The organism is Paraburkholderia sp. GAS333 (genome assembly GCF_050435665.1).
GTDB lineage: Bacteria > Pseudomonadota > Gammaproteobacteria > Burkholderiales > Burkholderiaceae > Paraburkholderia > Paraburkholderia fungorum_A.
Genome location: NZ_JBNDKS010000001.1, coordinates 1,344,835 through 1,356,674 on the forward strand (window position 1 = coordinate 1,344,835; position 11,840 = coordinate 1,356,674).

Annotated in this window: 13 protein-coding genes and 1 pseudogene; 9 read left to right on the top strand and 5 right to left on the bottom strand. The window is 62.1% G+C overall.

Going from position 1 to position 11,840, the window contains the following annotated elements; genetic code table 11:
* Positions 1 to 738: 738 nt before the first annotated feature.
* The 3 genes and pseudogenes from ABH945_RS06045 to ABH945_RS06055 form a co-directional block, all read right to left on the bottom strand.
* Positions 739 to 1,047: a hypothetical protein gene (locus ABH945_RS06045; RefSeq protein WP_429249997.1), complete on the bottom strand. Its 309-nt coding sequence runs from the start codon at positions 1,045 to 1,047 to the stop codon at positions 739 to 741.
* 68 nt (positions 1,048 to 1,115) lie between these two features.
* A complete protein-coding gene (locus tag ABH945_RS06050) occupies positions 1,116 to 1,367 on the bottom strand; it encodes a hypothetical protein (protein WP_429249998.1) in 252 nt (83 codons plus the stop codon).
* A 206-nt stretch (positions 1,368 to 1,573) separates the two neighbouring features.
* Positions 1,574 to 1,838 (bottom strand): annotated as a pseudogene (locus ABH945_RS06055) (hypothetical protein); the annotation flags it as partial.
* 86 nt (positions 1,839 to 1,924) lie between these two features.
* Between ABH945_RS06055 and ABH945_RS06060 the strand changes: the two are divergent.
* The 3 genes from ABH945_RS06060 to ABH945_RS06070 all read left to right on the top strand — a co-directional run bounded on the left by ABH945_RS06060 (position 1,925) and on the right by ABH945_RS06070 (position 5,016).
* Complete coding sequence (locus tag ABH945_RS06060; protein ID WP_074764090.1) at positions 1,925 to 2,587, top strand: response regulator; 663 nt, start codon at positions 1,925 to 1,927, stop codon at positions 2,585 to 2,587.
* Complete coding sequence (locus ABH945_RS06065; RefSeq protein ID WP_429249999.1) at positions 2,584 to 3,957, top strand: ATP-binding protein; 1,374 nt, start codon at positions 2,584 to 2,586, stop codon at positions 3,955 to 3,957. The genes ABH945_RS06060 and ABH945_RS06065 overlap by 4 nt, the downstream gene beginning before the upstream one ends.
* Before the next feature lie 243 nt (positions 3,958 to 4,200).
* Positions 4,201 to 5,016: a ProQ/FinO family protein gene (locus ABH945_RS06070; protein ID WP_429250000.1), complete on the top strand. Its 816-nt coding sequence runs from the start codon at positions 4,201 to 4,203 to the stop codon at positions 5,014 to 5,016.
* A gap of 17 nt (positions 5,017 to 5,033) precedes the next feature.
* Here ABH945_RS06070 and ABH945_RS06075 read toward each other — a convergent pair whose 3' ends face one another.
* Entirely contained in the window at positions 5,034 to 6,380 is a 1,347-nt protein-coding gene (locus ABH945_RS06075; RefSeq protein WP_429250001.1) for a TAXI family TRAP transporter solute-binding subunit, read from the bottom strand.
* Between the two features lie 201 nt (positions 6,381 to 6,581).
* Between ABH945_RS06075 and ABH945_RS06080 the strand changes: the two genes are divergently transcribed.
* The 3 genes from ABH945_RS06080 (at position 6,582) to ABH945_RS06090 (ending at position 8,388) form a co-directional block, all read left to right on the top strand.
* A complete protein-coding gene (locus ABH945_RS06080; RefSeq protein WP_429250002.1) occupies positions 6,582 to 6,986 on the top strand; it encodes a DUF2946 domain-containing protein in 405 nt (134 codons plus the stop codon).
* Positions 6,987 to 7,092: 106 nt separating this feature from the next.
* Positions 7,093 to 7,983 carry a hypothetical protein gene (locus ABH945_RS06085; protein WP_429250003.1) on the top strand — a complete coding sequence of 297 codons (891 nt, stop codon included), beginning with the start codon at positions 7,093 to 7,095 and terminating at the stop codon, positions 7,981 to 7,983.
* 15 nt (positions 7,984 to 7,998) lie between these two features.
* Positions 7,999 to 8,388 (top strand): copper resistance CopC family protein, encoded by a 390-nt coding sequence (locus ABH945_RS06090; protein WP_074764084.1) that lies wholly within the window; start codon positions 7,999 to 8,001, stop codon positions 8,386 to 8,388.
* Positions 8,389 to 8,452: 64 nt separating this feature from the next.
* Here the strand turns inward: ABH945_RS06090 and ABH945_RS06095 are convergent, their stop codons facing one another.
* Entirely contained in the window at positions 8,453 to 9,391 is a 939-nt protein-coding gene (locus ABH945_RS06095; protein WP_429250004.1) for a LysR family transcriptional regulator, read from the bottom strand.
* 261 nt (positions 9,392 to 9,652) lie between these two features.
* Here ABH945_RS06095 and ABH945_RS06100 point away from each other — a divergent pair, with 261 nt between their 5' ends.
* The 3 genes from ABH945_RS06100 (at position 9,653) to ABH945_RS06110 (ending at position 11,825) form a co-directional block, all read left to right on the top strand.
* Positions 9,653 to 10,174 (top strand): hypothetical protein, encoded by a 522-nt coding sequence (locus tag ABH945_RS06100; protein ID WP_074766429.1) that lies wholly within the window; start codon positions 9,653 to 9,655, stop codon positions 10,172 to 10,174.
* Between the two features lie 81 nt (positions 10,175 to 10,255).
* Complete coding sequence (locus tag ABH945_RS06105; RefSeq protein ID WP_074764082.1) at positions 10,256 to 11,038, top strand: aldolase; 783 nt, start codon at positions 10,256 to 10,258, stop codon at positions 11,036 to 11,038.
* A gap of 88 nt (positions 11,039 to 11,126) precedes the next feature.
* Positions 11,127 to 11,825, top strand: a complete 699-nt coding sequence (locus ABH945_RS06110) for a helix-turn-helix domain-containing protein (protein WP_429250005.1) — start codon at positions 11,127 to 11,129, stop codon at positions 11,823 to 11,825.
* The last annotated feature ends 15 nt before the right edge of the window (positions 11,826 to 11,840 follow it).

An 11,840-nucleotide genomic window follows, 5' to 3' on the forward strand; every position in this document is an offset into this window, starting at 1 on the left:
TGGCGTCTATCTTGATATAGGGGTATCGGCCGTTGCAACGTCGAGTTGCATGATTGACTGAATGCGAGCGACAATTTTCTCTTGAGGAAAGGCCGCCGCGTGGTGGCCTTTCTTTCGTCGTTCAGTGTCGATCCTTGTACTGCATCGCTGTAGATAACGGCGTGAACTTACTAGACTTGCCGCTTTACACCAGGTCGACCGACCCTTGTGGTTCGATCTATGTCGGCCGTGCAATTAACGAGTTGGAGGAGAGTTGTTCGGGTAATAATCGGAATCAGTTTGGCGAGCTCCGGTCATTCGACGAAGCTACGTAGATCGTTGACAATGAAACCTTGGCTCACCTACTAAGCCTACGGACGCCCATGATCCATGGCTACGACCTCTCTGTTGTCTTGCCTCGTCTCACCGGCCCTCTTCGTCAGGTTCTCGACGCTGAGCTTTCGGTCGGTAACGTTATGGTTGAGGTCACTAGCGGTTGGCCAATGCCAAATGTGAATGCATGGCTAAAAAATCCGCTGAGCCGGAAGTACGTGGCCGATTACCCGAACCTCGAATATGCCTATCTCGGCGGGCCGAGGAACTGGCTGGAGCATTACATGGATACCAGGATCGGAGCTATGGTTGCAGCCAGGTGTTAGCGATTAGCTGACCTCGAAAGTGCAGCACGCCTGTTGACCAACAACAGCCAGTTTCCGTTTTCCGACTCTCTGGTCGATTCGGTACTGGTGTGCGACTTGATCAAGTTCTTGCGCCGGTGGCGTAAAGATGGTCAACGCAGTATGCGCTACCGTTCAACTGGTTCTTCTCGCAGCCATTCCACATGCATTTTGCGGTCGCATTCTCCCCGCGTGACTGAACAAGATACTCCTTGCGCAGCGCCTCGTCTGAAGCATTCCAACCTTTCGCATCTTCGACCTTTACCGCAAACTGAATCTGATACTTGTCCCATTCGTCAACAGCCCATAGTTGCCCGCACATCGGGCATCGAACAAGCGCTCTCCAGTGCGCGGTATCTACGAGTCGGAAGCCGGGAAACAGTTTCGGCACGACCCCGTCAATCCTGCGGATTGCCGGCTGATCATGGCAATCACATTTCATTGGCTTATCGCAGTCGCTCATCGCTGAAAGAAGTTTACGGCGATAGCCTGGATCAGGTCATTGACCGTTACCTGTTCCGCTTCGGAAATCGCTGCTCGACAGTCGGAGCGTAATGCTCGTAGTGCTTCGTGCAAGTCACCCCAGTCGTCTGTCAAGCCGCTCGTTAGCGGCCACGTCCGCAGCAAGTGGCGCAAAGGACGCACGACGCGACGCTCGCACCAGATGTCGAACAGTTCGGCGCATCCAGCGTTGATGTCGTCGGGAAGCATTGATCGGTTTTCGTCAGTTATCGTTGAGGAGTGTTTCAATGATGCACCATTTCGAATGGCTGCTCTCGGCGTCCCTTGTATGTCAATTGGGACGTGGGATCCCTTTCAGGGAGCATCATGCGTCGAGCATGCTGAGGGAGTGTTCGAACAGCACAATCCTGCCTCGCCGTTTGCAACCAACCGAGTAGGTGAGACTTATCCACGAGTCACTGCGCCACGAGATGGTGTACTTCGCCCTGACATTGCCGTGTCCCATCCACGGCAGCAGGGATGCCCCGAGCGCCTCCTTCCTTCGTTTATAGAGAAGGCTGGGCCTTACGATGACATTGACGTTGCCCGTCGTCATCCTCGAACATAACTACCTTCGCAGTTCCTGGCCGCTGACGGATTGTCACTAGCCCGCAGCAGCGCGCGACGCGGCCATCGCGATAGGCATCACAATATCGATGCCGGCATCAACCGCACCCCCAATCTGTCATGATTTGCCGCTGATCTTAAGGAACCGTTAAGCTCCCAACCACGACAATGCGGGCCAAAACTGGACAGAGGAGAAGGCCATGCGTCTGCTACTGGTAGAAGACGACGACATGATTGCAGAGACGGTGTTAGGCGCGATGCGCCGCGCCGGCTATGCGATCGACTGGGCCGAAGACGGTCGCGCAGCCGAGTTGTCGCTGGGAAACGGCGTGTACGACCTCGTCCTGCTCGACCTCGGTCTGCCGAAGAAAGACGGTATCGACGTGCTCAATGCCTACCGGAAGAACGGCGGCGACGCGCCGGTCATCATCCTGACCGCGCGCGATGCGGTGGACGACCGGATTCGCGGTCTCGACGCCGGCGCCGACGACTATCTGATCAAGCCGTTCGATCTCGACGAACTGGCCGCGCGTGTGCGCGCGCTGTCGCGGCGGCGCACCGGCCAGAAGCAGCCGGTCTATGCGCACGGCGAACTGACGCTCGATCCCGCCGCGCACGAAGTCACGCTGAACGGCGCGGCGTTGCCGCTCGTGCCGCGCGAATTCGCACTGCTGCATGCGTTGATCGAACAGCCCACGCGAGTCTTCACGAAGGCCGAACTCGAAGAAAAACTGTACGGTTGGGGCGAGGAAGTCGGCAGCAACACGATTGAAGTGCACGTGCACAGTCTGCGCCGCAAGATCGGCGCGGAGCAGGTCGTGACGGTGCGCGGCGTGGGCTATCGCCTGAAGAGGTGCGGATGACGTCGATTCGCCGCTGGCTGCTGGGCTGGCTGATTTTCGGCATGGCGGCGGCGTCGGGCATGGCTGGATACGGCATCTTTCACACGGCGCGGCAGGAGGCCAGCGAGCTGTTCGACTATGAATTGCGCACGGTCGCGCTGTCGTTACCGTCGAACCTCGCGGGCGTCGGCAACGGCGAGCATCGCGATCCCGATCTCGGCGATCTCGCCGACGACCGCATCGTCATCCAGATCTGGGGCGGCGACGGCGAGCTGATTTATCACTCGACGCGCGAACCGGCAATCTCGCGTCAACCGGCCGGTTTCAGCACGGTGGAGCGCGGCCGCTATCACTGGCGCATTTTCGGGGTCGAGCAGAAGGGCCGCTATGTGCAGGTCGCGCAGCCGGTCTCCGTGCGCGAGGATCTCGCGCTGCAACTGGCGCTGCACACGCTATGGCCGCTCGCGTTGCTGGTGCCGGTGACGATCGTACTGGTGCTGCTGGTGGTCGCGCGCGGTTTGGGGCCGATCGGCGGGCTGTCGCGCGCACTGACCACGCGTTCGATCGATTCACTCGAGCCGTTGCGTCTGGACGGCACCGTGCCGGTCGAGATCAAGCCGCTGGTCGAGGCGCTCAACGATCTGTTGCAGCGCTTGCATACGGCGTCGCAGGCGCAGCGCACGTTTATCGCGGATGCCGCGCACGAACTGCGTTCGCCACTCGCCGCGCTGAAGCTGCAACTCCAGGCGGCATCGCGCGATGGGTCGTTGAAGGGCGAGGGGCAGGCGCTCGAACGCGTCGAAGGGCGGGTCAACCGGATCATCCACCTGGTACAGCAGTTATTGACGCTGGCGCGCGAGGACGCGCACCTGGTCACGTCGATGAAACCGGTTAGCCTGCGACGGATCGGCGAGCAGGTGGTCGGCGATTTTTCGCTGCTGGCGGAGGCGAAGGGGATCGACCTCGGTCTCGAATGCGAGCACGCTCAAACGGACGACGACGCTTACACCGTGCTGGCCGAGCCGCACGGCATGAACGTTCTGCTGGCGAATCTGGTCAACAACGCGATTCGCCATACGCCTCACGGCGGGCGTGTCGACGTGATCGTCCGGCGTGCGGACGGCGGGCGCGTGGGGCTGGCGGTCGTCGATACCGGGACGGGCATCCCCGAGGCCGAACTCGAGCGCGTGTTCGACCGGTTTTATCGCGGCGAGAACGCGCAGGGCGAGGGCAGCGGCCTCGGCCTTGCCATCGTTTCGCGGATTGCGGGGCGGCATCAACTGGATCTTTCGCTGCGCAATAACGTGGGGCGGCCGGGTTTGTGCGTCACGGTGACGGGGCTGAAGGCGCAAGAGGCCGAAGCGGCAGCGGCGGCATCCACCAGAACGTGATAAAAATTCGGAATTTGCGAATATTGGCGGAAGTGGCTTTCAGGTGCCGGCGCACAGCAGCATCCCACAGCCCCACCGCATCTATTTCGCCCGCGATTCAAACGACAAAACCTGCAAAAACGCGGTAAAAATCCTACTCTTCCAGCTACATCGCGGCGTCATGCCGAATCTGCCTCGCAGCGTTGTCACAAGCGCGTTTGCGCACGCTGCTACAATCTCGTCTTTCTCAATCGACTGTGCGCTATGGGTTTCGAACAACTCGCTGAACTGAAGAAGCAACTGGCTGCGGCACGTGCCGAAGCTGAGCCTGCCGCCAAATCCGGTGCCAAGCCCGCTTCGAAGCATGCCTCCAATGCCGCTTCTAACCCGGCTTCCAAGCCCGGCGCGAAGGCGGGTTTCAAGCCCGGTTCCAAGCCGGGTGCCCGGCCCGACGCGAGGCCCGCGCGCAAGCCGGCGCATCCGCGTCGCGACGCGAACCCGGCTGCCGTCGACGCAAAGCCAGCTGTGGATGCCAAACCGGTCGATCCGGTGGTCAAATCGATTGGGCGACTGCAAAAGCGGTTCCCGGTTGCGTTCCCGAAGAATCCGGCGCCCAAGTTGCCGCTGAAGGTCGGTATCTTCGAAGACCTCGTCGTGCACGCGAAAGACCTGTCGCTGAGCGAAGCCGAGTTGCGCGACGCGATCAAGACGTGGTGCCGTGGCAGCCGCTACTGGAAGTGCCTAGTCGAAGGCGCAGCACGCGTCGATCTGACGGGCGCTGAAGCGGGGCAGGTCACCGCGCAGGAAGCCGCGGGCGCGCAGCGTCTGCAGGCGCATCGCGCGAACCGGAGCGCTGCGAAGGCCGCAGCGGCTGGTACGGCCGATGCGGCGGCACCGGCTGACGGGACGGCGGTTGCTCCGACGGAAGCGGCATCTGCGGAAGCAGGCGCCGCACCAGCCGAAGCTACCGAGGCCACCGGCAACAAGCCGCAAGCCGCTTCGACGGAAGCACCGGTCAGCAACGAAACTGCCGCGCCGGCAAGCTCCACCGACACTCCGTCGGCACAACCCGAAGCATAAAGTGCACGCCATCCCGCCTAGGGATGGCTCACCTGCGCCGCGGCCGTCAACCGGCCGCGCACAAAACCCACATGCTCGCGCAGCACGTAAAACGCATCGGCATATGCCAATGGCATACGCAGCCGGTTCAGCGACGCTTCGATCTGATCCAGTTCCGCGAATAAGTGCTTGCGTTCATCGTCGCTCGGATCGGCCAGCGCGCCGCGTTCGATCGCAATCAGCGATCCGTAATATCGATAGATGCGCGAACGCACCCGCCACCGGTAGAGCGCCGGAATCAGGCGCATGGTCGGAAACAGCAGCACCGCCATCGGCAGCAGCAGAACCAGCGTGCGGTCGCCGATACTCGCCAGCCAGAACGGCAGCGTCCGGTACAGAAAACTTTTACCGGTCCTGTAATAACGCTGTGCATCCTCGCTGATCTGATATTCGCGCGCCACCGGATTCGGAAATTCCCCCGCATGCTGCAACAGGCCCGGCATGCCGTGCACTTCCTGCGCGGCTTCGATCAGCAGATCGGAAATCGCCGGGTGCAGGTTGGTCCGCGCGACGAGTTCGGCAGTCGGGCTGATCAGATGCACCGTTTCAGGCGGAATCCTGTACTTCAGATCCAGCACGCCGGCCGGCAGGCTGATGTCCGCAAGGTAGGGGAACAGGCGCGCGTACGCACTCGCTTCTTCGAAATTCATCACGGAAACGCCGGGCACCTTGAGCAGCCGCAACATGAGCGGGCGGGTTGCCGAGTCGCCATTCAGAATCGCCGCGTCGACCTCGGCCGACACCAGTTGCGTGGCGGCCTGCAAACCATCGGTTGGCACCAGCACGGTGCTGCCGCCCGGCCCGATGCCGTTCGCCTCCAGCAACTTGAGCGCGAGCAGGCGCGTGCCGCTGCCTTCGCGGCCTATCGCGATTCTTTTGCCTTCCAGTTGTGAAAGCTGCGTCAGCCCTGCGCCGCGATAAAACACCACCACGGGGATATAGAACACGCTGCCGAGCGACATCAGCGACGACGTATCGATTCCGTCAGCGACGCCGCCTTGCACGAGCGCAAGATCGACACGCTGTTTCGGGTCCAGCAGACGTTGCAGATTCTGCACCGAGCCGTCCGATTCCAGCACGTTCAGCTTCACGCCGTTGCGCGCGAGAATCTTCTTGTACTGACTGGCGGCGACGAAGAACGAACTGTCGCGCGGACCTGCGCTGATCGTGATGGTTTTGGGCGGCGCCGGATCGACCACCCAGATGACCAGCGTGATCGCCAGCAGGATCAGCACGGCGACGATGACGTAAGGCATCGTATGGTCGCGCCATTCGGCATGGTGGTCGCCGGGAAAGTGCGGGGGATGCGGGCGCTGCGCTTTCATGGGCACTCCGTGCCGGGGCCTGAATGATGCATTGTCCATCGTCCGGGGCGGCTTTGCCGTCGGCAGTTTGCTCTATTGACCGTGGCATAATCCGCGACAGCTTCTAATCGGCTTTAATCCGCTTCTAATCGTCTTGCCGGGCGCATCTTGAGTCGTTTTTATCGGAACATTGGCAGTTGGCTGGGATTGCTCGCGATCCTGATGGCCACGCTCGCTCCGACGATTTCGCAAACGCTCGCCGCTCGCGCAGAGCGAGGGGCGATGGCGGATGAGCATTGCGACATGGTGTCGATGGATTCCATGCAATCGATGCACGCCATGCCGCAGATGGGCTCGATGTCGTCCATGCGCGACGCCACCGACGACGCCCCTCAAGCCTCCACCCCAACCAGCGACTCCACCACCAAACACACGCAAATGTCCGATGGCGACGCCTGCGGCTATTGCAGCCTGCTCGCTCACCTGCCGGTCATGCCCGGCGTCGAGACGCTCTTCGTCGCCGCCGTGCGCACTCGCCAGCACGTCGTCGCAACACGCTTCAAGAGCGTCCGCCGCGTCGAACCGCTTACCTTCGCGCAGCCTCGCGCACCTCCGTTCATCGCCTGATTCGAGTCCTCGTCGCCCGTTGCGCCCATGCGCAGCGCGGCTGCCGCCGCACGTCCGTTCGGGCGTGCGCGCCGGCGTTGTCACGACCCATGAAACAGGATGAACCATGCAGAAACAATCAGTCCGCTGCGCTCGCACGCTGCGCGCGGCATCGCTCGTTGCGGCCGGTATCGCGCTATGCGCGCCGTCGCTGGCGAATGCGCACGCGATTGCGGGCGACCGCGTCTTTCCGTCGACGATGTCCGTCGACGACCCCGGTGTCGGCGACGAAGCCAACTTCGAGTACGGCCATCAGCGTGTACCCGGCGACGACGGCGATCAGAGCATCAACACCTTCGACGTCGAATACGACAAGCTGATCACGCCGCGCCTCGCGGTATCCGTCGACGGCACTTATGCGATGCAGAACAATCCGCGGGCGCGCGGATTCGACAACTTCGGCGTCGGGCTGAAGTACCTGCTGTATGTCAACGATGCGCACGAATTCATGACGTCGATTGGCGTGGATGCCGAACTCGGCGGCACTGGCAGCCGTGCGATTGCCGATAATTTCTCGACGATTTCGCCGACTGTCTATGCCGGCAAGGGCATGGGCGATCTGCCGGATTCGCTCGCGTACCTGCGGCCGGTCGCGATCACCGCCGAGGCCGGTCCGGCGCTCACCACCGGCGCAGGTCAGCCGAACGCGTTCAACTACGGCGTGACGGTGCAGTACAGCCTGCCGTATCTGCAGCAGCATGTGCACGACGTCGGGTTGCCGCAGCCGCTCGCGAGCCTGATTCCGCTGGTCGAAATTCCGTTGTCGAGAAGCCAGGGGCAGACCACCGGCACGGTCAATCCCGGCTTTATCTGGATAAACCGTTACGGGCAGTTCGGGGTCGAGGCACAGATTCCGGTCAATCGCGCGAGCGGGTCGCACGTGGGCATCCTGGTGCAGGCGCATATCTTCCTCGACGACATCGCGCCGACGACGATCGGCAAACCGCTATTCCAGTGAACGAGGAGAGAGACGATGAAAACGAAGCATTTTTCGAACGATGCCGGTTTGCGTGGCATCGCGAAACTGACGACGCTGCTGGCGGGACTCGCGCTGGCGGGTGCTGCCTGCGCGCATGTGTTTCCGCAGAAGCAGGAGCCCGGTGCGGGCTCGACGGTCACGTCGCCCGCTCAGGTTCGCGTGATGTTCGATGGACCGCTGGAACCGGCCTTCAGTTCGCTGACCGTCACCGATGCCAGCGGCAAGCAGGTGAACACCGCGAAATCCTCAGTCGATGATCACGAGGCGGCGTTGATCACGGTGCCCTTGCCGACGCTGGCAGCGGGCCGTTATCAGGTGCACTGGGTGGCGGTTGCGTCGGACGGGCATCGCACGCATGGCGACTATTCGTTCAACGTGAAGTAACGCGGGAATGCGGAGATGCGCCGCGCCGCTCGCCGTGTTCAGGGCGACGGCGCGGCGAGTTGGCTCATTGCGTATCGGCGGCCTTGCCGTCAGCCGCCGCTCGGCTTTTCACATGATCGATGAATGCGCGCAGCTTCGGCATCATCTGCCGCCGGTCCGGATAGTAGAGAAACACCCCCGGAATCACGGGCGCGAACGGTTCCAGCACCTGCACCAGTTTCCCCGCCCGCAATCCTTCGGCGGCCAGCGGTTCGGGTAGTTGGGCGAGACCCATGCCTTCGATCGCCGCACCGAGCATCGTGGGAAAGTCATTGGCGATCAGCGGGCCCGCTACGGCGATCTCGATCGTGCGGCCCTGGTCGTTGAACGACCATAGCGCGAGCGCACCGCCGGATCGCCGCCATCGCAGGCACGCGTGCTGGCGAAGTTCGTCGGTGTGGGTCGGCAGACCGCGCGCCGCCAGATAAGCCGGACTGCCCACGACGATCAGACGAAGCGGCGGCGTCAACGGGATCGCGACCATATCGGCGTCGACGAACTGGCCGAGCCGGATTCCGGCGTCGAATCCTTGCGCGGCAAGATCGATCAGTTCCTTGCTGGCGGCGATCTCCACTTCGACTTCGGGATAAGCGGCGCAAAACGAGGCGATCAGCGGTTCCAGCAGGATCGGCACCACCGCACGCGGCACCGAAAGACGCAACAGGCCGGTGGGCCGCTGACCGAATCCGCGCGCCACCTCGCTGGCGGCGACCAGCTCGTCGAACGCCGGTTTTGCGTGCGCCAGAAACCGTTCGCCCGCTTCGGTCAGGCCGACGCTGCGTGTGGTCCGTATGAAGAGCGTGGCGCCGATGCGCGCTTCGAGGACACGCACCGTCTGACTGACCGCCGACGGCGTCACACCGAGTTCCGCGGCGGCTTGCCGGAAGCTGCGATGCCGGGCCACGCTCAGGAACACTTCCACGCCGTCGAGCGCGCCTTGCCTGACTGTGAAGTTCTGCTTCATAGCCCGTCAACATTGTGATGAATAGTCGGTCGCGAGAGGCCATGGTACACCTATGCCTGTAGCCGGTGAGTCGCGCCAGGCAGGCTCGCAAGGCCGTTAAGACCGGTGAGGAAACTCACGGAAAAAACTTGCGGTGAGCGATGGATGTGCGTGATACGCCCAACCGGGACGCCCAACCGATGTGCCGGATCAGCCTGATGTATCCGACACCTCGCCAACTGCCCCCCGATGCACCGCACCTATCCCGCGACAGGAGCCAGCATGCCACCCGAACTTATCTTTCTATCGCATCTCGTTCTGGGATACCTCGCGTGGCTGCTCTGCCTGCGCACGTACATCTGGCCCAGGCTCAAATCGATGGATCCGTTCGAAGCGCATCGCGCCATCGCCACTTTGCACAGCTTCCGGTTCTTCGGGCTGGTATTCGTTCTGCCGGGCGTGGTCGGCGCGCATCTGCCGGGCAGTTTCGCCGGGCCCGCCGCATACGGCGATTTCGCAACCGGCGTTCTGGCGCTGCTGGCGCTCCTCACCGCACGGATGCCGCGCATCTTCTGGCTGTTCGTCGTCGCGTTCAATGTGGTCGGCGCAGGCGAACTCATGCTCGACTACTACCACGCGATCCAGGCCGATCTGCCGGCGCGCGCGGGAGAGTTGGGCGCGATGTACGCGATCGTGATCATCTACGTGCCGCTGCTGATGCTGACGCACGGCGCCGCCTTCTATCTGCTGCTGCGCTCGCGCTCCCGGACAGCGCAACACTACGGATCGCTCCACAAGGGGTGAGCGCTGCTTTACACCGCTTTATTTATCTCCTAAAGTAGAGCTAATTCTACTTTAGGTGGATTTCATAAAGGGGTCGATGTCATGGCAGAAACGCTTGAGATGTCCAAAAAGGACCTGATCGAACTGGCCGAGCGCAGGCTCGACGCCGACGTGCGCGAAGGCAACTGGAGTGTGTCCGAAAAACTGGCGCTGACCTGTCGCATTCTGTTCGACGGCGGTCATGATTCGGGTCTTGCCGGGCAGATCACCTCCCGCGCCGAAGCGGGCACGTTCTACACGCAGCGGCTCGGCCTCGGCTTCGACGAGATTGCGCCGTCCAACCTGATCAAGGTGGACGAAGACTTGCAGGTGGTGTCCGGCGAGGGCATTCCGAACCCTGCTAACCGTTTTCATACGTGGATCTACCGGGCGCGGCCCGAGATCAACTGCATCATCCATACGCATCCGCCGTACATCTCGGCCTTGTCGATGCTCGAAGTGCCGCTCGCGGTGTCGCATATGGACACCAGTCCGCTGTTCGACGATTGCGCGTTCCTCGAAAAATGGCCTGGCGTGCCGGTCGGCAACGAAGAAGGCGAGATCATTTCGGCGGCGCTCGGCGACAAACGCGCGATCCTGCTCGCGCATCACGGTCAACTGGTGGTCGGTAAAACCATCGAGGAAGCGTGCATGCTCGCGCTGTTGATGGAACGGGCGGCGCGCCTGCAATTGCTGGCCATGGCGGCGGGCACCATCAAGCCCTTGCCTCAGATGCTGGCGGTCGAAGCGCACGACTGGGTCTCCACGATCAAACGCGACATGGTGACCTTCGCGTACTACGCGCGGCGTGCTCAACGCAATCACCCGGATTGCCTCGCGGCGTGAGGTCATGGCGTAGTCTCATGATGTGATTCAATGCCGCGCGCGCGTAACGCTATAAAATCACGGGATTCAAACGAACGCGAATTCGACTGTGATAAAAAGCAAAACCGGCGCGCGGCATCCTGCCAGTTCAACCAGTCAGACGGCGCAGGACGATACTGTCCCCGTCGACCACGACAATGCTCCGGTTGCGGCAGACAGCGCCGCAGCAGCGACCCCCGCAACTCACGCGACCAATGCCGCGCTCGGCGACGAATTGCGCCGTCAGCGCAAGCTCAAAAGCATGTCGCTCGACGATCTGGCCAGCGCGTCGGGCGTCAGCCGCGCGATGATCTCGAAGATCGAACGCGCTCAGTCTTCACCGTCAACGTCGATTCTCTCCAAACTCGTCGATGCACTCGACACGACGGTCGCTCGCCTGCTCGGTCAGGAAGTGCGTCAGCACGATGTCGTCGTGATGCGGCACGACCAGCAAACGGTGCTGGTCGATCCCGATACGGGTTTCTCGCGGCGCGTCCTTTCGCCGATCCTGCCAGGCCGCGGCCTCGATTTCGTGATGGCGGAAATGCCGTCGAAAGCGGATACGGGGCCGCTGGTCGCGCATACGTTGCCGGTCGAGGAGTATGTGTACGTGTTGTCGGGCTCGCTTATTGTGACGATCGGCGATACCCGCACCGTGCTCAATGCGACGGATTCGCTGTACTACCGCGCCGACGCGCCGCATCGTTTCGAAAACACCGGACGCAGCGTCTGCAAGTATCTGATCATCATCAATCCGGTTCGTAGCTGAAGCGTCTCGGCGATG

What these genes read in the sequence shown, in the direction of transcription:
- ABH945_RS06050 (WP_429249998.1), bottom strand. Translation starts at nt 1,367, where the DNA reads ATGCTTCCCGACGACATCAACGCTGGATGCGCCGAACTGTTCGACATC.
- ABH945_RS06060 (WP_074764090.1), top strand. Translation starts at nt 1,925, where the DNA reads ATGCGTCTGCTACTGGTAGAAGACGACGACATGATTGCAGAGACGGTG.
- ABH945_RS06065 (WP_429249999.1), top strand. Translation starts at nt 2,584, where the DNA reads ATGACGTCGATTCGCCGCTGGCTGCTGGGCTGGCTGATTTTCGGCATG.
- ABH945_RS06070 (WP_429250000.1), top strand. Translation starts at nt 4,201, where the DNA reads ATGGGTTTCGAACAACTCGCTGAACTGAAGAAGCAACTGGCTGCGGCA.
- ABH945_RS06075 (WP_429250001.1), bottom strand. Translation starts at nt 6,380, where the DNA reads ATGAAAGCGCAGCGCCCGCATCCCCCGCACTTTCCCGGCGACCACCAT.
- ABH945_RS06080 (WP_429250002.1), top strand. Translation starts at nt 6,582, where the DNA reads ATGGCCACGCTCGCTCCGACGATTTCGCAAACGCTCGCCGCTCGCGCA.
- ABH945_RS06085 (WP_429250003.1), top strand. Translation starts at nt 7,093, where the DNA reads ATGCAGAAACAATCAGTCCGCTGCGCTCGCACGCTGCGCGCGGCATCG.
- ABH945_RS06090 (WP_074764084.1), top strand. Translation starts at nt 7,999, where the DNA reads ATGAAAACGAAGCATTTTTCGAACGATGCCGGTTTGCGTGGCATCGCG.
- ABH945_RS06095 (WP_429250004.1), bottom strand. Translation starts at nt 9,391, where the DNA reads ATGAAGCAGAACTTCACAGTCAGGCAAGGCGCGCTCGACGGCGTGGAA.
- ABH945_RS06100 (WP_074766429.1), top strand. Translation starts at nt 9,653, where the DNA reads ATGCCACCCGAACTTATCTTTCTATCGCATCTCGTTCTGGGATACCTC.
- ABH945_RS06105 (WP_074764082.1), top strand. Translation starts at nt 10,256, where the DNA reads ATGGCAGAAACGCTTGAGATGTCCAAAAAGGACCTGATCGAACTGGCC.